Annotated in this window: 23 protein-coding genes; 9 read left to right on the forward strand and 14 right to left on the reverse strand. The window is 66.8% G+C overall.

Annotated elements, in window-relative coordinates; translation table 11 throughout:
• Positions 1–6: 6 nt before the first annotated feature.
• From AAG801_RS15190 to AAG801_RS15210, 5 genes are all read left to right on the forward strand, one after another.
• A complete protein-coding gene (locus AAG801_RS15190) occupies positions 7–3,111 on the forward strand; it encodes a PilC/PilY family type IV pilus protein (RefSeq protein WP_341889118.1) in 3,105 nt (1,034 codons plus the stop codon).
• Positions 3,112–3,128: 17 nt separating this feature from the next.
• Entirely contained in the window at positions 3,129–3,659 is a 531-nt protein-coding gene (locus AAG801_RS15195) for a GspH/FimT family pseudopilin (protein ID WP_341889119.1), read from the forward strand.
• Positions 3,660–3,789: 130 nt separating this feature from the next.
• Positions 3,790–4,632, forward strand: coding sequence for a DUF6502 family protein (locus AAG801_RS15200; protein WP_341889120.1), 843 nt, complete (start codon positions 3,790–3,792; stop codon positions 4,630–4,632).
• Entirely contained in the window at positions 4,629–5,993 is a 1,365-nt protein-coding gene (locus tag AAG801_RS15205; protein WP_341889121.1) for a DUF5666 domain-containing protein, read from the forward strand. The genes AAG801_RS15200 and AAG801_RS15205 overlap by 4 nt, the downstream gene beginning before the upstream one ends.
• A 106-nt stretch (positions 5,994–6,099) precedes the next feature.
• Entirely contained in the window at positions 6,100–7,407 is a 1,308-nt protein-coding gene (locus AAG801_RS15210; RefSeq protein WP_341889122.1) for an FAD-dependent oxidoreductase, read from the forward strand.
• 21 nt (positions 7,408–7,428) lie between these two features.
• Here the strand turns inward: AAG801_RS15210 and AAG801_RS15215 are convergent, their stop codons facing one another.
• From AAG801_RS15215 to AAG801_RS15225, 3 genes are all read right to left on the reverse strand, one after another.
• On the reverse strand, positions 7,429–7,983 hold the full coding sequence (locus AAG801_RS15215) for a C40 family peptidase (protein WP_341889123.1): 555 nt from the start codon (positions 7,981–7,983) through the stop codon (positions 7,429–7,431).
• A gap of 105 nt (positions 7,984–8,088) precedes the next feature.
• Positions 8,089–8,736: a DUF938 domain-containing protein gene (locus AAG801_RS15220; RefSeq protein ID WP_341889138.1), complete on the reverse strand. Its 648-nt coding sequence runs from the start codon at positions 8,734–8,736 to the stop codon at positions 8,089–8,091.
• A gap of 186 nt (positions 8,737–8,922) precedes the next feature.
• Complete coding sequence (locus tag AAG801_RS15225) at positions 8,923–9,600, reverse strand: hypothetical protein (protein ID WP_341889124.1); 678 nt, start codon at positions 9,598–9,600, stop codon at positions 8,923–8,925.
• A gap of 410 nt (positions 9,601–10,010) precedes the next feature.
• Between AAG801_RS15225 and AAG801_RS15230 the strand changes: the two genes are divergently transcribed.
• Entirely contained in the window at positions 10,011–10,769 is a 759-nt protein-coding gene (locus tag AAG801_RS15230; protein ID WP_341889125.1) for a hypothetical protein, read from the forward strand.
• Between the two features lie 732 nt (positions 10,770–11,501).
• Here AAG801_RS15230 and AAG801_RS15235 read toward each other — a convergent pair.
• Both AAG801_RS15235 and AAG801_RS15240 read right to left on the reverse strand, forming a co-directional pair.
• Positions 11,502–12,173: a response regulator transcription factor gene (locus tag AAG801_RS15235; RefSeq protein ID WP_341889126.1), complete on the reverse strand. Its 672-nt coding sequence runs from the start codon at positions 12,171–12,173 to the stop codon at positions 11,502–11,504.
• A gap of 5 nt (positions 12,174–12,178) precedes the next feature.
• Positions 12,179–13,543, reverse strand: coding sequence for a cache domain-containing protein (locus tag AAG801_RS15240; protein ID WP_341889127.1), 1,365 nt, complete (start codon positions 13,541–13,543; stop codon positions 12,179–12,181).
• Between the two features lie 147 nt (positions 13,544–13,690).
• On the opposite strand from AAG801_RS15240, the gene AAG801_RS15245 reads away from it, so the two are divergent.
• The 3 genes from AAG801_RS15245 to AAG801_RS15255 are packed head-to-tail and all read left to right on the forward strand — an operon-like array spanning position 13,691 to position 15,362.
• Positions 13,691–14,464, forward strand: a complete 774-nt coding sequence (locus AAG801_RS15245; protein ID WP_341889128.1) for a LysM domain-containing protein — start codon at positions 13,691–13,693, stop codon at positions 14,462–14,464.
• Positions 14,455–14,880 (forward strand): hypothetical protein, encoded by a 426-nt coding sequence (locus AAG801_RS15250; protein WP_341889129.1) that lies wholly within the window; start codon positions 14,455–14,457, stop codon positions 14,878–14,880. The genes AAG801_RS15245 and AAG801_RS15250 overlap by 10 nt, the downstream gene beginning before the upstream one ends.
• A gap of 17 nt (positions 14,881–14,897) precedes the next feature.
• Entirely contained in the window at positions 14,898–15,362 is a 465-nt protein-coding gene (locus AAG801_RS15255; protein ID WP_341889130.1) for a hypothetical protein, read from the forward strand.
• Positions 15,363–15,378: 16 nt separating this feature from the next.
• Here the strand turns inward: AAG801_RS15255 and AAG801_RS15260 are convergent, their stop codons facing one another.
• The 9 genes from AAG801_RS15260 to urtB form a co-directional block, all read right to left on the reverse strand.
• Positions 15,379–16,413 carry a VTT domain-containing protein gene (locus AAG801_RS15260; protein WP_341889131.1) on the reverse strand — a complete coding sequence of 345 codons (1,035 nt, stop codon included), beginning with the start codon at positions 16,411–16,413 and terminating at the stop codon, positions 15,379–15,381.
• Positions 16,414–16,469: 56 nt separating this feature from the next.
• Positions 16,470–17,480, reverse strand: a complete 1,011-nt coding sequence (locus AAG801_RS15265; RefSeq protein ID WP_341889132.1) for an aldo/keto reductase — start codon at positions 17,478–17,480, stop codon at positions 16,470–16,472.
• Between the two features lie 91 nt (positions 17,481–17,571).
• A complete protein-coding gene (locus AAG801_RS15270) occupies positions 17,572–19,089 on the reverse strand; it encodes an alkaline phosphatase D family protein (protein WP_341889139.1) in 1,518 nt (505 codons plus the stop codon).
• Positions 18,971–19,705 (reverse strand): hypothetical protein, encoded by a 735-nt coding sequence (locus tag AAG801_RS15275; RefSeq protein ID WP_341889133.1) that lies wholly within the window; start codon positions 19,703–19,705, stop codon positions 18,971–18,973. The genes AAG801_RS15270 and AAG801_RS15275 overlap by 119 nt, the downstream gene beginning before the upstream one ends.
• 73 nt (positions 19,706–19,778) lie before the next feature.
• Positions 19,779–21,035: an MFS transporter gene (locus AAG801_RS15280; RefSeq protein WP_341889134.1), complete on the reverse strand. Its 1,257-nt coding sequence runs from the start codon at positions 21,033–21,035 to the stop codon at positions 19,779–19,781.
• Positions 21,036–21,144: 109 nt separating this feature from the next.
• The gene (gene urtE / locus AAG801_RS15285; RefSeq protein ID WP_341889135.1) at positions 21,145–21,837 is read right to left on the reverse strand and encodes an urea ABC transporter ATP-binding subunit UrtE; all 693 of its coding nucleotides are present in this window, start codon (positions 21,835–21,837) and stop codon (positions 21,145–21,147) included.
• 261 nt (positions 21,838–22,098) lie between these two features.
• Positions 22,099–22,977 (reverse strand): urea ABC transporter ATP-binding protein UrtD, encoded by an 879-nt coding sequence (gene urtD, locus AAG801_RS15290; RefSeq protein ID WP_101489246.1) that lies wholly within the window; start codon positions 22,975–22,977, stop codon positions 22,099–22,101.
• Positions 22,974–24,191 (reverse strand): urea ABC transporter permease subunit UrtC, encoded by a 1,218-nt coding sequence (urtC, locus tag AAG801_RS15295; RefSeq protein WP_341889136.1) that lies wholly within the window; start codon positions 24,189–24,191, stop codon positions 22,974–22,976. The genes urtD and urtC overlap by 4 nt, the downstream gene beginning before the upstream one ends.
• Entirely contained in the window at positions 24,188–25,735 is a 1,548-nt protein-coding gene (gene urtB / locus AAG801_RS15300) for an urea ABC transporter permease subunit UrtB (protein ID WP_341889137.1), read from the reverse strand. Before urtB ends, urtC begins: the two co-directional genes overlap by 4 nt.
• Between the last annotated feature and the right edge of the window lie 66 nt (positions 25,736–25,801).

Genomic DNA, 25,801 nt, shown 5'->3' on the forward strand with positions numbered 1-25,801 from the left:
CCCGCCATGACAAGGAAACTACTCACCACGCTGTGGGCCGCCGTGCTGCTCGCGTTGCCGATGCAGGCTGCGCAGGCGGAGGACATCGACCTCTTCGTGGAATACAACCAGGCGACCGGTCAGACGCCCAACGTGTTGTTCGTGCTCGACAACACGGCCAATTGGAACCAGCCTTTCGAAGCCGAACTCGAAGCGCTCAAAACAGCCTTCGGAAGCCTTGATCCCAATCAGTTCAAGATCGGCCTGATGATGTTCACGGAGACCGGTGGCGGCAACTCCAACTCGGACGGCGGCTACGTGCGCGCCGCCGTGCGCACGCTGGACAGCGGCACCAAGATCACGTACACCAACATGATCGCCGCTCTGGACAAGACCGACGACAAGTCCAACGGCGGCAAGGCCGGCAAGACGATGGCGGAGGTCTACCGCTACCTGTCCGGCGGCTCGCCGATCGCTGGCAACAGCAAGCTCAAGACCGACTATCTGGGCAATACACGCGGGACCGCCGCGTCCAACCAGATCTACGCGCTGGCGGGCAATGCGCTCAGTTCGTTCAACGGCACCCGCTACATCCCGCCGAGCACCGAGAACTGCACCGGCACCTTCATCATCTACATCAGCAACGGCGCGGCGCAGGACAACACCAACGACATCCAGATCTCGACCGAGGCCCTGCGCCAAGCCGGCGGCGACACGACCCCCATCGTGCTGGGCGTCAGCGGCTCGCAAGACAACCCCGCCGACGAATGGGCGCGCTTCCTGCGGGACAGCATGCGCGTGAAGGTCTACACCATCGAGGCCGTCCGCGCGACCGGCGGCCAAGGCCCAGGCTGGACGGCGTTGCTCCGGAGCATGGCCGACAGGTCCGACGGTGAGTACTTCGACCTGTCCGGCAGCACCAATCTCAACACTGCGCTCATCGATGCGCTCGCCAAGATCTTCAGCAAGATCCAGGCGGTCAACAGCGTCTTTTCCTCGGTGAGCCTGCCCGTGAGCGTGAACACGCAGGGCACCTATCTGAACCAGGTGTTCGTCGGCATGTTCCGCCCCGATCGCAGCGCGCGCCCGCGCTGGTACGGCAACCTCAAGCAATACAAGCTGGGGCTGGACAGCGGCGGCCAACTCCTCCTGCAGGATGCCGTCGACGGCAACGCGATCAACAACAACACCGGTTTCGTGGACCCCTGCGCCCAAAGCTTCTGGACGCCCGCGAAGGGAAGCGGAGGCAGCTACTGGGATTTCCTCCTGCCTGCGGATCGTCCCTCGGGCGGCTGCCTGGGTCAGAACAAGCTGTCCGACAGCCCCGACGGCGACGTGGTGGAAAAGGGTGCACAGGGCTACATGCTGCGCAGCCTGGCCGTGGCCAGCCGCAACATGAAAACCTGCGCAGCAACCGGCTGCAGCACACTCACGAACTTCGCCACCGGCAACACCGCCATCACCAAGGGCGACCTGGGCGTCACCGTGGATGCCGACCGCGACAAGCTCATCGACTGGGTGCGCGGCCTCGACAACAAGGGTGACGACAGAGCCCGGGCCGATGGCTCGCTGGTCACCACCGGTGGAATGCGCCCCTCCGTGCATGGCGACGTGGTTCATTCACGGCCGGTCGCCATCGACTACGGAACCACCACGGCGCCACAGGTGGTGGTGTTCTACGGCGGCAACGACGGCGCGCTACGAGCCATCAACGGCAACCGCAGCAGAGCCATCGGCACGGCTGCCGCGGGCGCCGAGCTGTGGTCTTTTGTTCCGCCCGAGTTCTATGGCAGCTTGAAGCGGCTGTACGACAACAACGTCCGCATCGATTTCCCCGGCATGCCCGTGCCCGCCGGCACCACGGTGGCCCCCAAGGCCTACGGCATGGACGGCGCGGTGTCGGCCTATCGCCAAGGCAGCACGGCATGGCTGTTTGCCAGCATGCGACGCGGCGGCCGGCAGATGTACGCCTTCGACGTGTCCGACCCGGCGACGCCTTCTCTCAAATGGCGCCGTGGCTGCCCCAACCAGTCCGACGACACCGGCTGCGACACCGGCTTCGACGGCATCGGCCAGACCTGGTCGGCACCGAAGGTGCTGAAGGCCAGCGGTTACGCGTCGGGCAACTCGCCACTGCTGATCTTCGGTGGCGGCTACGACAAGTGCGAGGACGTCGACGCCGCCACGACCCAAGAGGCCGTCTGCGGGTCCGCCAGCAAGGGCAACCGGATCTACGTGCTCGACGCCGGCAGCGGCACCCCGCTGAAGACGTTCACGACCTTGCGCCCGGTCGTCGGCGAAGTCACCGTCGTCACCGACGCCAACGGCGTTGCGAAGATCGCCTATGCCGCCGACCTGGGCGGCAACGTCTACCGCATCAAGATCGAGAGCGCGGCCCCGACCGCCTGGACCATCACCCAGATCGCCTCGCTCGGCTGCGACACCGTGACCACCTGCACGCCCAACCGCAAGTTCATGTTCGGCCCCGACGTGCTGGAGGACACCGGTTCCTACGTCGTGCTGCTGGGCTCAGGCGACCGCGAGAAGCCGCTGCGCCGCTACACCGCAGCGCTCAGCGTGGCCAATCGCTTCTACATGCTGGTGGACAAACCCACCGACAACAACTGGCTGCCCAGCGAGGGCGTCCTCACCCGCTGCGGCACCGGCACCAGCAACGAGCTGCTGTGCCATGCCTCACTGCAGGCCATCACCACAACCGAGAACCCGACGTCCGCCGACCTCGCCACCAAGAAGGGCTGGTATCTCGCGTTGGCCACCGGAGAGCAGGTTGTGACCGGCTCGGTCACCGCCTACGGTGTCACCACTTTCAACACCCACACGCCCACCGTCCCCAACGCGCTGACGTGCAAGGCCGACCTCGGCACCGCGCAGGTCTACAACGTCTCGTACGTCAACGCCGCAGCCCAGAGCCCCCTCGGACGCTCCCAGAACGTGGTGGGCGGCGGCCTCGCGCCCACGCCGGTCGTGGGACGGGTCGAACTCGACAACGGCAGCATTCGCGACGTAGTGATCGGCGCCAGTCCCAATTCCTTCCTCAGCCCCAAGGGCACCGCCCCCAAGGCCGCGTTCAAGCAGCCCAAGGGCCGGGTCTACTGGTTCATCCAGAAGTAAACGCCGAGCCCTTCCGCATGCGCAACCTTCGTCCCGCCCAAGCCCGTGCCCGCGTCCGGCCGCGCGGTTTCACGCTCATCGAGCTGATGGTCACGCTGGCCGTGCTGGTGGTGCTGATCGCCATTGCCGTGCCCTCGTTCGACGGCATCCGGCTGTCCACGCGGCTGAGCAGCTACGCCACCGCGCTGGTCGCGGGCACCCAGCTGGCGCGCAGCGAGGCCATCAAGCGCAACGCGCCCATCACCCTGTGCGCCTCGGCCAACGGCACCAGCTGCAGCACCAACGGCCAGTGGGAAGCCGGCTGGATCGTGCGCAGCGACACACAGGTGCTGCGCGTCGAGCCCGCGGCCGCCAGCGGCTACCGGCTGCGCGAGGCCGGCGGCGCCAGCGCCGTCGTGTTCCAGGCCACCGGCCTGGGCGCCGGCCAGAGCCGCCTCACCATCTGCCGCGCCACCCCGAGCGCTGACCAGTCGCGCGCCGTGGCCATCAGCGCCACGGGGCGCACCACCGTCACCCGGTCGAGCGGCGGCACCTGCGCCGCAACCTGACCCCGGCGGCGGCCAGCCGGCGCGGCCCCGCGCGCGAACAACGACAATAGCGCCCCGTGGCAAGGGCCGGGCGCCGGTCCCGCCTCTCTTGCCTTGACGACCTTTCACCAGGAACAACGCCTCCGCATTCATGGAACACCGGCTGGACTGGGCCCTTGCCGCCTGCGCTCGCATCCTCAGGCCCGTGGTCCGGCTGGCGCTGGCCATGGGCGTCAAGCACCCGCACCTGGAAGCCCTGCTGCGCGACCTGCTCATCGAGGAAGCGCAGCGCACCTGGCGCGGCCAGGGCGTGCCCCGGCCCAACCTCAGCCAGATTTCGGTCACCACCGGGCTGAACCGCAAGGTCGTCACAGCCAAGGTCCGCGCCACCGTCGACCCGCTGCCCCACACCGAGCTGTCAGCCGCCGCCAAGACTTTTACGTTGTGGTTACAGATGACCACCGACGACGACACCCTGCGCCGCCTGCCCGTCGTCACCGAGGGTGACGGGCCGTCGTTCGAGCGCGTGGCCCGCCTGGCCAGCCGGGGCAACGTGCACCACCGCACCATCCTCGACGAACTGGTGCGCCTGCAGATGGTGGCCGAAAGCGACGGCACCGCCGAACTCACGGCCGACGGCTTCGTGCCGGTCGAAGACCTGCAGTCGATGCTCGCCTTCCTGGGCGACAACGGCCGCGACCACCTGCTGGCCGCCGTCTCCAACACCCTGGGCGACACGCCCCGCATGCTCGAGCGCGCCGTGTACGCGCGCGGGCTCACGCTGGCCGACTGCACGGCCATCGAACGCCTCGTGCGCGAACGCTGGGCCGGCCTGCACCACGAACTGGCCCGCGAGATGACCGAGGCTGTCGACCGCGCGGCCCCCGAGGGCACGGCGAAGGCGCGCATCCGCGTCGGCATCTACACGTATTACGAAGACGATGAAGGCGCGCCCGCCCCCGGGGCGCCCAAGCACAACGAGCCTCCCCGATGAACACGATCTCCCCCTCCTTGCGACTGGCGCGCGGCCTGCTGATGGCCGGCGTCATGGCCCTGCTTCTCTCCTGCGGAGGAGGTGGTGGTGGCGGCAGCGGTGGCGGCACGTCGGGCTTCGGCGCCCTCGGTACCACGGCCACCGGCAGCGGCGGTGGGGGCGGCGACGGCGGCTCGGGTGACGCCGGCTCCGGCAGCGGCACGGGCACTGGCAGCAACGGCGGCGGCGGCGACAGCACCGCCAGCAACACCAACGGCGACGGCTCGGGCGTGGGCTCCGGCGGCACGGGCGTGAGCGCCGACGCCGCCGGCATCGGCGCGGCCGACGGCATGGGCAGCGTGATCCTCAACGGCCTGCGCTACAACACCGACAACGCCACCTTCAGCCTCGAGGACACCACCGAGCTGCAGATCGGCATGAGCGCGCGCATCGCCGGCAAGGTCAACACCGACTTCACCAACGGCGTCGCCGCCACCGTCGTCTCGGCCGCCGAGTTGCGCGGCGCCGTGTCGGCCATCGACCTGAAGGACGGCAGCTTCACCGTGATGGGCGCCCGCGTGACCACCGACAACGCCACCGTCTGGGCCGACGCCGACGGCACCACCGACCTCGTCGATGGCGCCGTGGTGCAGGTGTGGGGCCTGCCCGCCGCACCGGGCACCCTGCGCGCCACGCGTGTCCAGGTGGCGCCCGCCTCCACCGCCCCGCTGGTGACCGGCACCGTGCAGAACCTCGACCGCGGCGCCCAGCAGTTCACGCTGGGCCTGCTGACCGTCGACTTCGGCGCTGCCGCCTTCGGCCCCGGCATCGACGCCGCGAGCCTGGCCAACGGCACCCTCGTCCGCGTGCGCGGCACGGCGGCGCCAGCCGCCGGCCGCTTCACCGCCACCCAGGTGCAGGGCTGGTACGCCATTCCCTCGGCCGACGGCATCGCGCTGCAACTGGCGGGCGTGGTCACCGACTTCGCCGCGCTGGGCGACTTCCGCGTGCTGGGCAACAAGATCGACGCGCGCAATGCGCAGATCACCGGCGGGCCGGTCGGCTCCATCGGCAACGGCGTGAAGGTCGAGGTCGACGGTTTCCTCTCGGGCCAGGTGCTCGTGGTCAAGAAACTGCGCATCCGCCACGTGCCCGGCACCGGCGGGCCCGTGTCGTTCACCGTCATCGGCCCCATCGCCAACTACGTGTCGGCCGCCGACTTCATCGTGCGCGGCCAGCGCGTGAATGCCAGCGGCTCCGGTACCATCTTCGAAAACGGCACCGCCGCCGACCTGGGCAGCACCAGGCAAGTGACCGTCGTCGGCGACCGCGTGGTCGACGGCGTGCTCATTGCACAACGCGTGAGCTTCACGCTGCCCTGAGGTCCGGGCCCCGGCGGTCCGGCCGCGCAGTGCGTACACCGAGGGTGCACGCACCGCGCACCCCACAGGCCACGCCACCCATGGCGCGACCGGATCGATCGGAGCCATGGACACACACACCACCGCTGCCCCCGTTCCCTCGTCGCCCCGCTGCTGCATCGCCGGCGGCGGCCCGGCCGGCATGGTGCTGGGCCTGCTGCTCGCGCGCGCGGGCGTGCCCGTCGTCGTGCTCGAGAAACACCTCGACTTCCTGCGCGACTTCCGCGGCGACACCGTGCACCCCTCGACGCTCGAAGTGCTGCACGAGCTCGGCCTGCTCGACGCCTTCTTGCAGCGCCCGCACAACCGCATCGAAGAACTGCGCGGCACCTACGAGGGCCGCAGCGTGACCATTGCCGACTTCCGGCGGCTGCCCACGCACGCCCGCTTTCTGGTGCTCATGCCGCAGTGGGAGTTTCTGGACTTCATGTGCGACGAGGCGCGGCGCTACCCCGGCTTCGAGCTGTGGACCGACGCCGAGGCCACCGGCCTGCTGCAGGACAACGGCCGCGTCAACGGCGTGAAAGTGCGCGTCGGCGCCCGCAGCCCCGACAGCGGCGGCCCGAAAGACATCGAGCTGCACGCCTCCCTCATCGTGGCCGCCGACGGTCGCCACTCCACCCTGCGCGACGCGGCGGCGCTGCCGCACATCAGCTACGGCGCGCCCATCGACGTGCTGTGGATGCGCATTCCCAAGCTGCCCGGCGACCCCGAGGCCACCGGCGGCCACATCGCGGCGGGCCGCTTGCTGGTGACGCTCAACCGCGACGACTACTGGCAGTGCGCCTTCGTCATCCGCAAGGGCGGCCGGGCCGAACTGCAGTCGCGCGGCATTGCCGCCTTCCATGCCGAGATTGCGCGCATCGCGCCCTTCTTTGCCACGCGCCTGCCTGAGGCCCTGCCCGACTGGGAGGCCGTGAAGCTGCTCGAAGTGACCGTCGACCGGCTCGAATCGTGGTCGTGCCCCGGCCTGCTGTGCATCGGCGACGCCGCGCACGCCATGTCGCCCGTGGGCGGCGTCGGCATCAACCTCGCCGTGCAGGACGCCGTGGCTGCCGCCAACCTGCTGGCCGCGTCGCTGGCCGGCACCGCCACCGACAAGGAGATCGACAGCCTGCTGCCCCAGCTGCAGCGCCGCCGCGAATGGCCCGTGCGCGTCACGCAGGCTGCGCAGCGGCTCGTGCAAGACCGCGTGCTGATGCCGGTGCTCAGCCGCAAGGCGGCCACGGCTGCTGCCGCATCGTCATCGATCGCGCCGCGCCCCATGCCCTTGCCGCTGCGCCTGCTGGGGCGCTGGCCGTGGCTGCGCACCCTGCCCGCGCGCGCCGTGGGCATCGGCGTGCGGCCCGAGCACGTGCAGTCGCCGCGGAAGTAGCGAGCAGTCAGGGTCGTCGAATCAGCCGGGCCGGCGCGCCTGCGTCGCCTGCCGCGACCAGTACACGCCGTCGAGCCGATCGAGCCGCACCTCGCCGCCCGTGGACGGCGCATGCACAAAACGACCGTCGCCCACATAGATGCCCGCATGCGTGGGCGACGCCGAGCCGAACAGCACCAGGTCGCCCGAGCGAAGCTCGGACATCGGCACCGGCCGACCGAAGCCCGCCATGCGCGACACCGTGCGCGGCGGCACCTGCCCCACGCTCTGGCGGTACACATACCCGATGAGCCCGCTGCAATCGAAACCGCCCTCGGGCGAGTTGCCGCCATAGCGGTACGGCGTGCCGACCAGCCCCAGCGCATGGATCGTGATGCTGTTCGACTGCTCCGACGTCAACGGCGGGATGTTGCTGCTGGGCACCGAACCACCGGGCGTGCGCGTCGGCGGCGGGCTCGCGCAGCCGATGGCCAGGAGACAGGCGGTGATGGCGGGGATCAGTCGGAACAGCAGCCGCTGCGAGAGCAACAGCGATGCGGGGGAATGTGGAGGCGTCGGCAGGGATGTGTCGAGCATGGGCGCAGGCCGGTCTTGTGGACGTGGCCCGACTCTAGCGCGAGTGAGCCGGATCGCAATGCAGAGCCCCTTGGCGGGCGACGGCGCCTTCGCTCTTCCTCATCTTCAGCTGAAGCCGAAGACCAGCAGCAGGTTGTTCGAGGGCATCGCGTGCCGCTCGCGCAACGCGAGGCCGACGCGACGCGCCTCTGCCACCACCTCATCGATGCGGCGAATGCCCCACGCGGGATTGCGCGCGCGCAAGTCTTCGTCGAACGCCAGATTGCTCGGTGCCGCGGGGCCGTGCTGTGCTTCGTCTTCGAAGTAAGGCCCGTAGGTGATCAGCACGCCGCTGCCGGAACGCAGATGCCGCGCGGCACCGGCCATCAGCGCGGCGCAGGTGGGCCACGGGGCGATGTGCAGCATGTTGGCGCAGTAGATGGCGTCGAACTTTTCTTCTTCTTTGCCTTCTTGAGCGAACGCAGAGCCTTGCGAGGGCCACTGCGGCGCCATCACGTCGAGCAGCAGCGGCGGGCGCAGATTGGGCAGCGCGGCTTGCTCGGCGCGACTGGCGATCGCGGGGATCGAGCGGGTGTCTGCGTCGGTGGGCTGCCAGGTCCATGAGGGCATGGCGGCGGCGAACCAGGCGGCGTGTTGGCCTGTGCCGGAGGCGATTTCCAATGCGGTGCCGCGCTCACCGAGGATGCGGGTCAGGGCATCGAGGATGGGTTGTTTGTTGCGGTCTGCGGCGGGGCTGAAGGGGAGGTCTGGCATCTTGGCTCGAGCAAAAAAACTTGGAACAGTGGAGTCTGTACCAGCGCAAGGTTGAAAGATCTGCTCGCCTTTCAGCAACCCGCAAACATACGGGCGGGCTTGCCGCCGCACGTTGGGATCCGCATCAATCATCCACAGGCTCCTTATGACAGAGCGAGTGTCTTTCTGAAGAAGAGCTTCAGACTATCAAGTGCTCCTGTAGTTCTTAGCAATGATGGAGAGCACGCTTGCGGCATTCGGTAGATCTTTCACGTCCATAAATACCAAAGGGACAGACCCATTTTTTTGCAAAAACCACTGAATCATTTCTCGTTCAGCGCTCTGATTTGCAGAAAATATCCATAAAACCCCAGCAAATATGAAGTTGTAGTAATACCTACCCTTGTGCCGTGCCAGCTGAGGCGCATAGACAAATCCATCGCTGCGCGCCCATTCGGTAAGAATTCCGGTCATGATGCAACCGCAAAAATCCACCTCCCCAGGATCATTAGCCAACAGCTTCCGTCGGATATTTTCACCCAGCGGGCCGAGGCTAACAGCCTCAAAAAATGGCCCCTTAGCAACACCAGCTCGCCACAGGACGGATAGCTGAAAAAGCTTGAATTGAGCGTAATCAAACCCTGTCCAAAGGATTTCATTCTCCGGCTTTTGATCAAACGCGCTTAAGTCTCGAAGTCTACGCGCGCCATGGTCTTCCCATTTTGAGATTTTCCCCTCGCAGTCCTCGCACAACAAAAATTCACTGTGGCTATCAGAATTTTTCTCTACCTTCCAGTCATCAACATTTACATGCACCATACTGCCGCCCGGTGCTCTTAATGGCTTGAAGATGAAATTTGGTATGACATGAGAGTCCTGCAGCATGCGTTCTTTTTCGCACAAAGCACACACGCCAAGAACGGGTTTTTTTCTAGACATTGTTTCGCAGAGTTTTGTAATTTTTGTGATAGCACATCAAAAAATTCTCAACAACACCGATGGCACTTAATTTTGAAGTGATCGACCATCTTGATATTTTAAGTTTCGGCACCCCTCAATAGTGCCATAAAATAAGCGCTTCGGGGCGCTCGCAAACGAAATCCACTTGCAGGTGGACGCATTTGTGCTCGATGCACGGATCCTCCAGATGTGAGGATAAAAATTCGCGAAGAAATCTTAAGGAGCTATCGAACTTTCGTGGTGAAAAATCCCCCCAATGCTCGTCGTGACTGACTCAAATTTATACTTAATCAGGTAAGCTAGTCGCTTCGCATTAAAAGCACCGGGGAGAATCTATGGCGATCCTACTGACGGCTAAATCCCACTTCGACACCGACTTAACTCGAGCTCGCTTACTAATGTCCAACGCGGCGTTGGTTCCAACAGGCGGCGACGATATCTTGCGGTCCGCTTTAATGTTTTCTGTGGGAGCGTGTGACGCGTACTTTGCGGATGCCTATGCCGATTTGATCTCACGAGTTCTTCGGGCAAAGGAGATAGAGCCCGCGGTCTCGGTACCCGATCGACTGAACAACCTCAAACTACCTGTTACAGCAATTCTCCGTGCGACCACGATGCCCGGGTGGAGATGGCGAATGGCCGCGCGAGAGCTTGTTGAGAAAGAAAATGTCCTTTCTTTTGATCAGATGCGAAATTTATTCAATCAGTTCTTCCCAAAGAAGCAAGGACTAATTAGCCGCGATAGAGTTTGCAGTTGGCTTACAGATCCACAGGCAAAGCGCCGTCAATTTGGGACAACGGCGGGAGAGCTTGCTGCGGTGCCAGCAGCAAGCTTGATCGCCGCTCAAGAAAAGGCGTTGGAGCACTTTGAAGTGAAGTTCGGCGCAATATTTCAGCGGCGGCATGACTGCATTCATTGCTGCGATCGCCCGAAGATCGCCATTCAGACCATAAATCTTCCGGCGGTTCAAAAGAAGATCGATGACGTTGAGTTCCTTGTTAACAGATGCCATTCGGAACTCACCGCCAGATTTCCCGCCTATCTGGTTGGCCTAGGCTTTGGACCCGGCACGCGAAATCAAGTTGGAGCCTAGCGGGCAAGTACGAAGTGAATTGCCGATCTATCGACTATCTAGCGCGCTACGTTAGCAAGCAACCTAGAGCCACCCCCGATACCCAGTACCGGGGGCCAAGCCCCTCACCCTCCCCCACTCTCCTGAAACAACGCCGCCGCATCCCGCGCCAAATCCGAAGCGATCCACAGCAGGTTGTCCCGATGCCCTGCCCCCGCATCCTCGAACCAGCCATCGCCAGCGCCGTAGCAGCACCACAGCAGTGAGTTCAGTTGTTCCAGCTTGCATTCCAGCAGGTCTGCTGCGCTGGGAGCGGTTGCGTGGGGAGAGGTCGACCCGGTAGGCCGGGCCATAATTCGTTTAGCCATTGGTGTGCTCGCTTTCCAAAGTAGTGCACGTCATTTGGTTAGACGGTCATGGTGTTCGCGCACCGTGGCCGTCGCCTTTTGTGCCTCACGTTCGCATCGATCGATCTGCATCGATGGCCCGCCGTGAGGCGAAGCGGTTCATTCATTCATTCACTCAATCCGTCAGTGGTCCGTGGTGCGGTGTGTGCAGTGCTCCTCGCCCACATAGCGGGTCGCTTCATCACAGGGGCATTCACTGTAGAGAAGTCCTGCCCGGCGCAGAGAGAGATTTCGCCGAGGAATGCGCGGTTCGCGCAAGTAATCGCGCTGCAGCAGCGGCGATTCACAAAGCCCTGACAGTCAGGCCCTGAAAGCAGGGCGCGAGCCCCGCATCAACAACAGCGCATCAGCCCTGCCCGCCGAACTCCCGCGCGTGCTCCACCGCATACTTGATGAGCTCCGCCTGCCCTTCGATGCCCAGGCGCCGCTTGATGCTCTGGCGGTGCGCCTCCACGGTGCGCACGCTCAGGCCGAGGTCGCGCGCGATCTGCTTGCTCGATTCGCCGCGGCCGAGCGCGCTCAGGATCTCGCCCTCGCGCGGCGTGAGCAGCGGGCGCGGCGTCTGGTTGCGAAAGAGTTTTTTCGACACAGCCGGGCTCAGGAAGGTGCCGCCCGCCGACACGGCCTCGATGGCGGCCACGATCTCTGCGGCCGGCGCATCTTTCAGCACATAGCCGCGCGCGCCGACCTGCAGGGCCTTCTGCACGTACTCGGGGTTGTCGTACATGCTGAGCATGACGACGTGCGGCGCGGGCTGGTGCTGTGGTTGTTGCAGCAGCAGCGCCGCCAGCTCGATGCCGTTCATGTCCTTCATGCCCACATCCATCAGCACCAGGTGCGGCTGCGCGGGGCCGATGAGCGCCAGCGCCTCGGCTGCGCTGCCGGCCTCGCCCACGATCTCCAGGCCGGGCATGGAGCCCAGGCGCGCGCGCAGGCCGTCGCGCACCAGCGGGTGGTCGTCGACCAGGAACAGGCGCACGACCACAGGGGCAGCAGCGGTGGCGGGGACTTCATTCATGGCCGCTATTCTGGCTTTGCGCGCCGCACCGGCACTTCGGCCACGATGGACGTGTGGCCCCGGCCCGAGTGCATGCGCAGCCGGCCTTCGATGGATTCCATGCGCTCGCGCATGTTGCGCAGACCGATGCCGCGCTTCGGGTCGAGCTGCATGGCCTCGACGTTGAAGCCGACGCCGTCGTCGCTGATCTCCAGGCGCACGGCCTCTTCGTCGAAGCCCAATGCAATGTGCACCTGCTGCGCACGGGCGTGTTTGCGCACATTGGTCAACGCTTCTTGCGTGACGCGAAAGAGCGCGGTCTTGGCTTCTTGCGACAGCTCGAAGGGTTCGCCCTCGACCATGATCGATGCGTCGACGCCGCCTTCTTCGCCGAACTCGGCGCCCAGGCGCTCCAGCGCGGCGGGCAGGCCCAGGGTGTCGAGCAGCGCGGGGCGCAGCCGGTGCGAGATGCGGCGCACCTCGATGAGCGAATCGTTCAGCCGCTGCAGCGCCTTGCCGAGCGCGGGCGGCGGCGACTGGTGCGCGCGGTCGAGCGACTCGACGGCCGACTCGATCAGCAGCTTGGCCGACACCAGCGTCTGGCTGGTGCCGTCGTGCAGCTCGCGCGCGAGGTGGCCGCGCTCTTCTTCCTGCGACTGCACCACGCGGCGCGCGAGCAGCCGCAGCTTGGCTTCGGCGGTGCGGTGCTCGCTGAGGTTGAGCAGCAGCCCGGCCGCACTGACCACGCCCAGGCACAGCGCGGCGATGCCGGCGATCCACAGCAGCGTGGCGGTGACGTTGGCGTTCATCTGCCGGTCGAGGGTGTCCATGGTCGACTGGATGTCGTCCAGGTACAGGCCGGTGCCGACCATCCAGTTCCAGCGCGGCAGCGCGGTGACGTAGCCGAGCTTGGGCGCCATCTGCGCGCTCGAGGGCTTGCGCCATTCGTACTCGACGAAGGCGCCGCCCTTGTCGCGCGCGCCCTGGATCAGCTCCTGGATGGTGAAGCGGCCATGCGAATCGCGCAGGCCCCACAGGTTCTGTCCCACCAGCTCGGGCTGGCGCGAGTGCATGAGCGAGTTGCCGTCCATGTCGTAGACGAAGAAGTAGCCGTCGTCGCCGTAGTTGAGCGTGGCCAGGCGGCGCAGGGCTTCGTTGCGCGTGGCCTCGTCGTCCAGGCCCGACTCGTACAGCGGCAGCAGGTTGCTCACGGCCAGGTCAACATAGCTGCGCAGCTCGCTGCGGCGCTGCGCCATGTAGCTGCGCTCGATGAGGGCACGCTCGCGCTGGGCCAGGTCGTGCTCCTGGTGGCGCACGGCCAGGGCCACCAGCACCAGCGCGATCAGCAAGGGCGCGACGGCCAGCGCGACGATCTTGGTGCGGAGGTTCATCGGGGAGGGAGACTACCACTGGGGCGGTGCAGGACTTTCCCTCGCAGGAGCGTGGAGGAATCCCATTCGGGTAACGAACGATACGAATGTGTCTTGCTGGGGCGGCTTACAAAGCTGGACCTGCAATACATACAAAGGGAGGACTGCATGGGAAACACCGCACATCGTCTGGCTTCGGGGCCTGCGAACCAAAGGCACACGACGCCCCAGCCGAGAACAGGCTTCGACAGCTGGGCCGACGGCGTCGACAAGGCCGATGACCAATGGAACGCCTATGACTGCGAGATCCGCTCGGCAGTCGACGAATACAACATGCACCTCTCGCGCACGCCAGGCTATGTGCCGCTGGACTGGCGGGTGGTCAAGGCCATGCTGTGGGTGGAAACCGGCGCCAAGGCGCCTTCCTGGAAGTCGAGGCCCATGCAGATCGGCAATGCCTCGGATGCCGGACTGATGGCGCTGCTCGGGGGCCGCGAAGGCGGCGACCTGATCGTTCCGCCTTCTCTTCGGGTCAGCCTGTCGGCCAGCTCGGTCAGGGCCGAGCCGGCATCGAACATTCGCGCAGGCATCGGCTATCTCCTGATGCGCATGGCAACGTTCGAATTCAGAAGCATCTTGAGCACGGACGGCAAGGTCCATGAGGTCACGGTGAAGGACGGCGACAGTCTTGAAAGAATCGCCAAGGAGCAAGGGAGCACGCCGGAGGTCATGAAGAAGCTCAACCCGTCGGCGCACCTGCTCAAGGCGGGTCAGGTGCTGAAGTACCAGAAGGCGATCGTCAGGAAGGTCATCACGGGATGGATGCCTCTCACCTCATCGCGCATTGCCGCGCGCTACAACGTCGGCGACGCAAACTACGCCCGGAAGATGGACCACGCGCTGCCCGCAGTACGGAAGGCAAAGGAGGCTGTATGCAGATGACCCGAACGTTCGCGCTGATCGCGCTGGTCCTGGCGGGTCCATGCACTGCCCTTGCTGACGCGCCGTTCACAGGGAAGTTCAGCGGAACAGGCCGTGCATGCTCGGGTGGCCTGTATGTGCGCACCAAGACCATCGAGTGGAACTCGAGCTTCAGCATCTGCAAGCCCACGCGCTACGAGGTTCTTGACAACGAGTTGGACAAGAAAGAAGGCGAGCGAATCGCCTTTCGCCTCCAGTCTCCCAGCCGCCAATGCCTCTACCCCGTGATCGAGGTGCAACGGCTCAGCACCTACAGCTGGGGCGTGCAGGGCTATCAGTCGATGGAGTCGTACCGCAACCGTGCCCTGCCCGGCTGGGCCAACTCGCCGCTAGAGGCGCGGCTGATCCTGTCGTGTCCCATGACACGCCTGGATTGAGTACAGAGGTTCGTCCTATGCGCAAGACCGAGACCCGTTCGGCCATCCGCTCGTATGACATAAACCTCGTCGGGCGGTGCCTGCTGGCACTCGCCTGCTCGGTGGCTGTGGCCAGTGCCGCGCACGCCCACACCTTCACCGGCAAGTTCAGCGGTACCGGCCGGGCATGCAACGGCATGCTCCATGTGCACAGCCAGACCATCGAATGGCGGTCGAGCTTCAGCCGCTGTGCGCGCAGCCGCTACGAGGTGCTGGACATGAGCCGCCCCGGCGAACCCGGGCAGATGGCCTTTCGCTTCAAGACGCGCAGCGCCAAGTGCCTGTACGAAGTGGTCGCGCTCGAACAGGTGGATGGCACCGACTGGACTGCCGACGGTTATCCCTCGCTGGAGGCTTACCAAAAGAAAGACGCGCCCGGCTGGCAAGACTCGCCCCTGCCCGCCCGGCTCGTTCTGGAATGCCCGACGACGCAGCTGCGATGAGCAGCAGCGAAGCAGCTCAGTGCAGGCTCGTCGGCCGCCCCGACGCCACCCACGCATCAAGCCCACCCGTCAGCGGCAACGCCCGCCGAGCCCCACGCGCCAGCAGCACGCGCGCGGCCTGCGCGGCCGAGACTTCGTTGGGGCAGTTGCAATACAGCACCACGTCACGGTCGGGGTCGAGGGTCAGGTCGAGGTTGCGCTGCTGCAGGGCCTTGAGGGTGTACGACAGCGCCCCCGGAATGCGGCGCGGGTCGACCTGCACGCCGGCTTCGCCGCGCACGTCGATCACCAGCGGCGGCACGTCGCCGCTCATCAGGTCGAACAGTTCGTCGACGCTGATGCGCGGCATGCCGGTGAGCCGCGCGAAGGCGCGGCGGCGCCAGTAGCGCACGGCGAGCATCACGAGCAGCACCACGCCCAGCGCGGCGGTGGCGATGCCGCCGGCCTGCGCCAGCATGGCGAGCACCTGCTGGATCTGGTCGCGAAAGAGCCAACCCAAGCCGAGGAAAAGGCCCGTCCAGACCAGCGCGGCCAGGATGTCGAAGCCGACAAAGCGCCGCACCGACATGCCCAGCGCGCCGGCCATGGGTGGGGCCACCACGGAGACGCCCGGCACGAACTTGGCGGCCACGAGCGACATGCCGCCCCAGTCTGAAATGAGCGATTCACCGCGGCGCACGCACGAGTCCTGCGACAGCGAGATGCGGCACAGCAGCCGCATGAAGCGGTAGCCGAAGCGGCGTCCGGCATAGAACCACGCGCCGTCGCCCAGCAGGTTGGCGACCACGGCGGCCAGCACCACGCCGACCACCGACACGTCGCCCGCCGCCAGCAGCGCACCGGTGACGACCAGCACGGCCGCGGCCGGCACGGGCAGGCCCAGGCGTGCGGCAAAGCTGGCGGCAAACACCACCAGGATCGCGTTCTGCACCAGCAGCGACATCAGCTGCGCCATGCTGCAGGCCGCCGTTCGGTCGTTGCCGGGTGCCGCGAGGCGGCGCGCCGGAGGATGGTGGGGGAAGTGGTCATGCCGGCCGCGATTCTCCTGCATGGCCCAAGCACGTACTGCGCGCAGGCCATCCGGGGCGCCGGCACGCGCCCGTCCGTTCAGCGGGGCGCGTCGCCCTTGCGGTACTCGGCCGTGAGCGCGTCGAGCTTCTGTTTGAGCGCGGGGTCGAGCGTGTAGCTGGCGGCTGCGACGGTGGCGTCGAGCTGTTCGGGGCGGCTGGCGCCCAGCAGCGGCGCGGTGATCAGCGGGTTGGCCATGACCCAGGCGACGGCCAGCGTGGCCAGCGGCACGCCGGCTTCATCGGCCAGCGCGTGCAGCTGGGTGACGGTGTCGAAGCTGCGATCGTTCCAGTAGCGGTCCTGGTACATGTTGCCGGCGGTGCCGAGGGTGAAGCGGGTGTTTTCCTCGGGCTTGGCGCCGGGCTTGTACTTGCCGGTGAGCAGGCCACCGGCCAGCGGGTTGTAGGGAATCACGCCCAGGCCCTCTTCGCCCGCGAGCGGCAGCAGCTCGCGCTCGATCTCGCGGAACAGCAGGCTGTAGCGCGGCTGCACCGACACGAAGCGCGTGAACCGGTGCAGCTCGGACTTGCCGAGCGCGCGGGCCAGCCGGTAGGCCAGAAAGTTCGACACGCCGATGTAGCGCGCGCGGCCCGACTTGACGATGACGTCGAGCGCCTCGAGGCTCTCTTCGAGCGGGGTCTCGCGGTCGTCCATGTGCAGCTGGTACAGGTCGACGTGGTCGGTCTTCAGTCGCTTGAGCGAGAGGTCGATGGCGTCGAGCAGGTGCTTGCGCGAGGCGCCCTGGTCCCAGGGGTTGGGGCCGACCTTGTTGACGGCCTTGGTGGCGACCACGAAGCGGCGGCGGCCCACGGGGCCCTGCTTTTCAAGCCAGTTGCCGATGATCTCTTCGGTGCGGCCGGTGGTCTCGACGGTGCCGCCCAGCGGGTACACGTCGGCGGTGTCGAGAAAGTTGATGCCTGCGTCGGCGGCCTTGTCGAGAATCTGGTGCGACACGGCCTCGTCGGTCTGCAGGCCGAAGGTCATGGTGCCCAGGGCCAGGCGGGACACGGTGAGGCCGGTGCGGCCCAGGCGGGTGGTGGGGATGCTCATGCGCGCGCGCTCCAAGGGTAGGAGAAGAGGTAGGAGGAAGGGGCGGCGGCCATCATAGGCACGGCCGCGCATTCCTGCAGGCGCTGGAGATTCAGGTGGATTCGAGGTGCACGCCGGGCTCGCCGCGTTCGACGGAGAAGCGGGCCATGGTCGCGACGGCGGAGTCGGCGTTCTTCTCGTCATCCACCGCGCGGAACGCGACGGCGCAGCCGCGCGCGTCGAGCGTCATGAGGCCGTAGCCGCGCTTGTCGGCGCGGCCGTAGCGCAGGTGCTCGTTCTTCGCGCGCATGTGGGCCACGCTGGCGGCGCTGGGCCCTTCGGAGGTGATGGCGCCGCCGACGAACTCGGTCGCGACGACGGGGCCCTGCGGCTCGCGGCGCAGGTCGGCGGCCCAGAAGGCGTGCACGTCGCCACCGAGCACCAGCGCGTCGCCGCCGCGCGACTGGTTCGCGGCCAGCGCGTCGAGCAGGCGCGTGCGCGAGGCGGCGTAGCCGTCCCAGCCGTCCATCCAGTAGCCATGGCCAGGGCCGCGCTGGCGGTCGGCTTCGGCGAGCAGCGTGGGTTGGGCGATGACGGTCCAGCGCGCCGGCGGTGCGGCAAGCTCTTTCGCGAGCCAGGCTTCTTGCTGCATGCCGAGCAGGCTACGCTCCGGTGCCAAGCGGTCGGCGCAGTCGGCCAGTGGCTTGGTGCTGCGGCCCGTGAGGCAGGCGTGGTGCGAACGGTACTGTCGACCGTCGAGCAGCATCACGTCGAGCATGTGGCCGAAGCGATGGCGACCGTAGATGGTGGCGCCGGCGCCGCGCGGACGCATGCGGGCGGGCACGGGCATGTGCTCGTACCAGGCCTGGTAGGCGGCGGCGCGGATCGCGAGGAACTGCGCCGGGTCGGGCGTGCGCGGCGAGACGTCGTCGGTGTAGTCGTTGGCGACCTCATGGTCGTCCCAGGTCACGAGCCACGGGAACGCGGCGTGCGCGGCCTGCAGATGCGGATCGGTCTTGTAGAGCGCGTAGCGGTTGCGAAAGCCGGCCAGGTCGGTGGGAATGCCGCCTTCGTGCCGGCGCACATTGTGCGAGCCGCGCGAGCTTTCGTAGATGTAGTCACCGAGGTGCACAACGAAGTCGAGCGGCTGCGCGGCCATGTCGCGGTAGGCGGCGTAGTAGCCCTCCTCGTACTGCTGGCACGAGGCGAAGGCGAAGCGCAGCGGCTGCACTGTAGCGTCGGTGTCGGCCGGCGCGGTGCGCGTGCGGCCGACGGGGCTGCGCACGCCGCCTGCGGTAAAGCGGTACCAGTAGGGTCGGCCCGGGCGCAGCCCCTGCACCTCGACGTGTACCGCGTGCGCGAGCTCGGCTTCTGCACTGGCCGTGCCGCGCGCGACGGTGCGACGAAAGCGCTCGTCCTCGGCCACTTCCCACTGCACCGCCACGGACGCATCGCCCATGCCGCCGCCCTGCAGCGGATCGGGCGCGAGCCGCGTCCACAACACCATGCCGTCAGGCCGCGGTGCGCCCGAGGCGACGCCCAGCGTGAACGGGTCGCGCGCCGCCGCGGGCTGGGCGCGCAGGTGCAGGAAGGGATGGCCGAGCGCGGCGGCGGCGAGGCCGGTGTGCAGCAGGCGTCGGCGAGTGAAGAACGGAGTGGTCATCGGGCGTCTTTCTTGGCGCGTCGCTCGGCGATCTCGAGGTCGATCGATGCCTGCAGGCGCGCTTGCCGGTCGAGCTCCCGCTGCCGGGTGTCGACGTCGACGCCTGCGGGCGCACTGGCCGCTCGGGATCTTTCGGATGGGTGTCGACGCCCCTCGTGCGCAGGTCTTCGCTCGACTGCGAAGAAGCACCACCGGAGCGTCCCTCCCAGATCACCAATGCGCCTACAAGAAAGAGCACCGCGAACATGAATTCCATGGCGACGGGGTTCAGGTCGTCCTTGAGGATCGGCTTGAGCGTGCCGTCCAACCGATCTTTCGGAGGCAGCAGGACCGCGACCTTCTTGCCCACGGGGCGTGCATCGAACTTGCCGCCGCTGCGTGCGTACAAGACAGCCCGTCGGCCGTCGGGCCGGACGTAGTCGACCCGGACCTCTGTGTTGCCGGCGCCGGTGACGACACCCTCGACCTTGTCGTAAGAAAAAAGAATGACCGCGGCATCAAGCGCCGACAGCAGCGCGACACACAGCATGGCGACGCCCATCGCCGCGAGGCACACCGCCACAAACACTCGAAGAATCTGCATGGACTCCAGCCATCAGGAACGTCCCTGATTCTGGCGCCCTTCTCTTACAGCACCGCCACTGCAGAACGGTGTCTCAGCCCGCCGACCCTTCGCAAGCCACGGCCACCGGCCGCCGCGCATCCGCACGCGCGCTCGCGAGCGCCCAGGCGAAGATGCCCACGCCCGCCAGTGCCAGCAATGCGCCGACCCAGCCGGTCGAGGTCCAGCCCAGGCCGGCCGCAATGGCGACGCCGCCGAGCCAGGCGCCGAGGGCATTGGCCATGTTGAAGGCCGAGTGGTTGAGCGCGGCGGCGAGGGTTTGCGCGTCGCCGGCCACGTCCATCAGGCGGATCTGCAGCGCCGGGCCGATGGCGACGGTGGTGCCGATGAGGAACACGGTGAAGGCCGCCGTCACGACGTGGTGCGCCGCGAAGGTGAAGGTGGCGAGCACCAGCGCCGCGTAGACCAGCACGCCGCCGATGGTGCGCATGAGCGACTTGTCGGCCAGCCGCGAGCCCACGAGGTTGCCGGTGACCATGCCCAGGCCGAACAGCGCGAGCACGAAGGGCACGCCGCCCAGCGGCAGGCCGGCCACCTCGATCAGCGTGGGCTTGATGTAGCTGAACACGGCGAACATGCCACCGAAGCCGATGGCGCCGATGCCCAGCGTGAACCACACCTGCTTGCGCTTGAGCGCGCCAAGTTCGCGCCAGGGGCTGGCGCCGGCGGCGGGTGCGATGTCGGGCACGTCGCGGCGCAGCAGCACCACGGCGACGAGCGCGATGACGCCGACGAACACGAAGGCCGCGCGCCAGCCGAACAGCTGGCCGAGCCACGCCGCAATGGGCACGCCGACCAGCGTGGCGCCGGTGAGCCCCAGCATCACGAGGCCCACGGCACGCGCGCGCCGCCCCGGTGGCGCGAGCGTGGCGGCCACGAGCGCGGCCACGCCGAAGTAGGTGCCGTGCGGCAGGCCGGTGGCAAAGCGCAGCAGGTTGAGCGACAGGTAGCCGGGCGCCATCGCGCTGGCGAAGTTGCCGGCCGCGAACACGGCCATCAGCGCGATCAGCAGCGCGCGTCGGCCCCAGCCGGCGGCCAGCACCGCGAGCACGGGCGCGCCGATGACCACGCCCAGCGCGTAGGCGCTGATGACGTGGCCGGCCTGCGGGATGGTGACGGCGATGTCCTTCGCGACCTCGGGCAGCAGGCCCATGATGACGAACTCGCCGGTGCCGATGGCAAAGCCGCCGACGCCCAGTGCGAGCACCGCGCGCAGGAACTGCCGGGACGAGACGGACGGCGAAATGGCAGTGGTTTCCGCGCCTTCGCGGGCGGACGGTGAGGCGTTCAAGGCCGGGCTCCTGGGGGGTGCCCGGCGGACGCGGGCGAGGCCCGATTCTAGGGTAAACCCCTAAATTGTGAAGATGCGCTCGTGCGGCGCGTCGGTACCGTCTTGCAATTCAGATCGCGACCAGCTGCCGCACGCCCTGCGCTTCCATGTCCTTGCCCAGGCCGCGCGCAATGACTTCGCCGCGCTCCATCACGAGGTAGTCGTCGGCCAGTTCCTGCGCAAAGTCGTAGTACTGCTCGCACAGCACGATGGCCATGTCGCCGCGGTCGGCCAGCATGCGTATGACGCGGCCGATGTCCTTGATGATGCTGGGCTGGATGCCTTCGGTGGGCTCGTCGAGGATCAGCAGCTTGGGCTGGGGCGCCAGCGCGCGGGCAATCGCCAGTTGCTGCTGCTGCCCACCCGACAGATCGCCGCCGCGCCGGTTGATCATCTGCTTGAGCACCGGGAACAGCTCGAACAGCTCCGCAGGAATCGGCGTGCCGCCGCTCTTGTAGGCCAGCCCCATGCGCAGGTTCTCTTCGACCGTGAGCCGCGCGAAGATCTCGCGGCCCTGCGGCACGAAGCCGATGCCGGCGCGGGCGCGCTCGTACGGCGTGGCCTTGTGGATCGGCTTGCCTTCGAGTTCGATGCTGCCGCTCTTGACGGGCACGAGGCCCATGAGCGATTTCAGCAGCGTGGTCTTGCCGACGCCGTTGCGGCCGAGCAGCACGGTGACCTTGCCCAGGTGCGCCTCGAAGCTCACGTCCCGCAGGATGTGGGAGCCGCCGTAGTACTGGTGGATGTTCTTGACTGTCAGCATTGGCTTGCGCCCTCCATGGCATTGGCAAGAGGTACCCGGCAGGCGGCACGGCGCGGTCGGCCCCACTGTGCCGGCCCTTCGGGCTGCCCTGCGGTGCTCGCGTTTCGCGGGGTCTCGCAGAACTCGCTTCGCTCAGACAGCTGCGAGCCCTGATCCGCGAAACGCTGTGCGCCTCGGCGGCACAGAGGGACCGCCCACACCGCACCGCCCGCCGGGCACCTGCCGGGGATTGGGCAGCGGCTGCCTCGGCGTCGAGTGATCTCAGCGGCCAAGGTAAACCTCGATGACGCGCTCGTCGGCCTGCACCTCGTCGAGCGTGCCTTGCGCCAGCACCGAGCCGTCGCACAGCACGGTCACGATCTCGGAGATGGTGCGGATGAAGCTCATGTCGTGCTCCACCACCATCAGCGAATGCTTGCCCTTGAGCGTGAGGAACAGCTCGGCCGTGCGCGCTGTTTCCTCGTCGGTCATGCCGGCCACGGGCTCGTCGAGCAGCAGCAGCTTCGGGTCTTGCATGAGCAGCATGCCGATTTCGAGCCACTGCTTCTGGCCGTGGCTCAGGTTACCGGCCAGGCGCGACACACTGTCCGCGAGGTGGATGGTTTCCAGCACTTCGGCGAGGCGGTCGCTCTGCGCCGAGTCGAGCCTGAACAGCATCGACGCGCGCACGCCCTTGTCGGTCTTCAGCGCGAGCTCGAGGTTCTCGAACACGGTGAGGTGCTCGAACACGGTCGGCTTCTGGAACTTGCGGCCGATGCCCAGCTGCGCGATGTCGGCTTCGCGGTGGCGCAGCAGGTCGATGGTGCTGCCGAAAAACACGGTGCCCGAATCGGGCCGCGTCTTGCCGGTGATGATGTCCATCATCGTGGTCTTGCCCGCCCCGTTGGGGCCGATGATGCAGCGCAGCTCGCCCGGTGCGATGTCGAGCGAGAGCTTGTTGATGGCCTTGAAGCCGTCGAAGCTCACGCTCACGTCTTCGAGGTACAGGATGCGGCCGTGCGTGATGTCGACCTCGCCGGGCGTGGCGATGCGGCCGAAGCCGGCCTCGCGGCCACCCGATTCGGTCTGGCCCGTGCCCGCATGCAGGTGGGCCGCGCGTGCGGCGCGCTCAGCGCCGGCTTCCATCAGGTCGGGCGTCATGCGCGGGCTCCCTTCGCATCCACGGGCAGCGAGACCAAGGCCTCTGGCTCGACGCCCTTCTCTGCGGCGATGGCGCGGCTTGTGTGCGCCGCCGGCTCGGGTGGCGCCTGCGTCTTCTCCCTCGACATCCACTTGCGCACCAACCCCACGATGCCGTTCGGCAGGAACAGCGTGACAGCAATGAACAAGGCGCCCAGGAAGTACAGCCAGTACTCCGGGTAGGCCACCGTGAGCCAGCTTTTGGCACCGTTGACGATGAAGGCGCCGATGATCGGCCCGATCAGCGTGGCGCGTCCGCCCACCGCGGCCCACACCGCGATCTCGATGGAGTTGGCCGCGCTCATCTCGCCCGGGTTGATGATGCCCACCTGCGGCACGTACAACGCGCCGGCCACGCCGCACATGACGGCGGAGATGACCCAGATCGTGAGCTTGTACGGCAGCGGGTTGTAGCCCGAGAACATCACGCGCGTTTCCGCGTCGCGAATGGCCTGCAGCACGCGGCCGAACTTGCTGCCGATGAGCCACTTGGCGAACAGGAAGAAGCCGAGCAGCGTGAGGCCGGTGAGCGCGAAGAGCGTCATGCGCATCTCTTGCGTGGCGATCGGGATGTTCAGGATGCGCTTGAAATCGGTGAACCCGTTGTTGCCGCCGAAGCCCGTCTCGTTGCGGAAGAACAGCAGCATGGCCGCGAAGGTCATGGCCTGCGTGATGATCGAGAAGTACACGCCCTTGATGCGCGAGCGGAAGGCGAAGAAGCCGAACACGAAGGCGATGAGGCCGGGCACCGCGACGATGAGCAGCAGCGTCATGCCGAAGCTGCCGCTGAAGGTCCAATGCCAGGGCAGTTCCTTCCAGTCGAGGAACACCATGAAATCGGGCAGGTCGCTCTTGTAGTTGCCGTCGCGGCCGATCTGGCGCATGAGGTACATGCCCATCATGTAGCCGCCGAGCGCGAAGAACAGGCCGTGGCCGAGCGACAGGATGCCGGTGTAGCCCCAGATCAGGTCCATGGCCAGCGCGCAGATGGCGTAGCACATGATCTTGCCGACGAGCGCGACGGCGTAGTCGCTCATGTGCAGCGGGCTGTCGACCGGCACCACGATGTTGAGCACCGGTGCAATCGCGCACACCACGATCAGCGCGACGAAGAAGGCCGTCCAGCCCTTGCCGCTCAGCAGCGGCCCTTTGGTTGGCAACGTGACCTTGCTCATGCTTCTGCGCTCCGGCCCTTCATCGCGAAGATGCCCTGAGGTCTCTTTTGAATGAAGATGATGATGAAGACAAGCACCGCGATCTTCGCGAGCACCGCGCCCGCCCAGCCTTCGATGAACTTGTTGAGAATGCCCAGCCCCAGCGCCGCATACACGGTGCCCGCGAGCTGGCCGACACCGCCCATCACGACCACCATGAAGCTGTCGACGATGTAGCTCTGGCCCAGGTCGGGGCCGACGTTGCCGATCTGGCTCAGCGCGCAGCCCGCGAGGCCCGCGATGCCGGAGCCGAGCGCGAAGGCGTAGGTGTCGATGCGCGCGGTGTTCACGCCCATGCACGAGGCGATCGGGCGGTTCTGCGTGACACCGCGCACGAAGAGACCCAACCGAGTTTTGCCGATGAGCCAGCCCATCGCCAGCAACACCAGCGCCGCGAAGATGATGATGCAGATGCGGTTCCACGGCAGCGTGACGTTGCTCAACATCGTGAAGCCGCCGCTCATCCAGCCGGGGTTTTCGACGCCGACGTTCTGCGCACCGAACAGCGTGCGCACGAGCTGCTGCAGCATCAGGCTGATGCCCCATGTGGCCAGCAGCGTCTCGAGCGGGCGGCCGTAGAGGAAGCGGATCACACCACGCTCCAGCACCGCACCCACGAGCGCGGATGCCATGAACGATACGGGAATGGCGGCCACGAGGTACCAGCCGAACGCCGCTTCGGGCATGTACTTCTGGAAGAGGCCCTGCATCACGTAGGTGGCGTAGGCGCCGATCATCATCAGCTCGCCGTGCGCCATGTTGATGACGCCCATCAGGCCGTAGGTGATGGCCAGGCCGAGCGCGGCGAGCAGCAGCACCGAGCCCAGGCTGATGCCGCTGAACACGGCGTTGATGCGGTCGCCCCAGACCAGCGCGCCGTCGATGTTCGCGATGGAGGCGGTGATGGCGGCCTTCACGTCGGCTTCGGTCTCGTCGGCCAGGCGCTGGTTGAGCAGCAGCTTGGTGTCGGGGTTCTGGTTGTTGCCCAGCTCCTTGGCGGCGGCGAGGCGCTTGGCCTTGTCGGCGCTGGTGAGCATGCTGGCGGCGCGCACGAGTTCGAGCTGCGCCTTGATCTTCGGATTCTTTTCGGCGGCCAGCGCCTTCTCGACCATCGGCACGCGCGATTCGTCGGGCTCCTTGAACAAGGCCTGCGCGGCCTCGGCGCGCACCGCGTCGTCGGTGCTCGTGAGCTTGAGCGCGGCCTGCGCGGCATCGAGCGCGCCGCGCATGAGGTTGTTGTTGACCACGTCTTCGGCGGTGTCGGGCACCTTCAGCTCGGTGCCGGTGACGGGGTCGTAGCCCTTGTCGTCCTTCATCACGAAGACCTTGTCTTCGGTGTACTTCACGGCGTCGTCGGCCATGGCCTGGATGAAGGCGGAGGTCTTGTCGTCGGCGGTGAGGACGGCCTTGTTGAGCGCGGCGATGCGGGCTTCGGACTCGCCGGAGGCGATGGCCCGGGCTTCGTCGGCGGTCAGCGCGTGGGCGGCCGACGCTGCGAGGAGCATGGCGGCGAAGGCGCAGTGAAGGGTTCGTCGAAGCATCATGAATTCGTGTTGCCCCCTCTCCCCTTG

Source organism: Variovorax sp. YR752 (genome assembly GCF_943372545.1).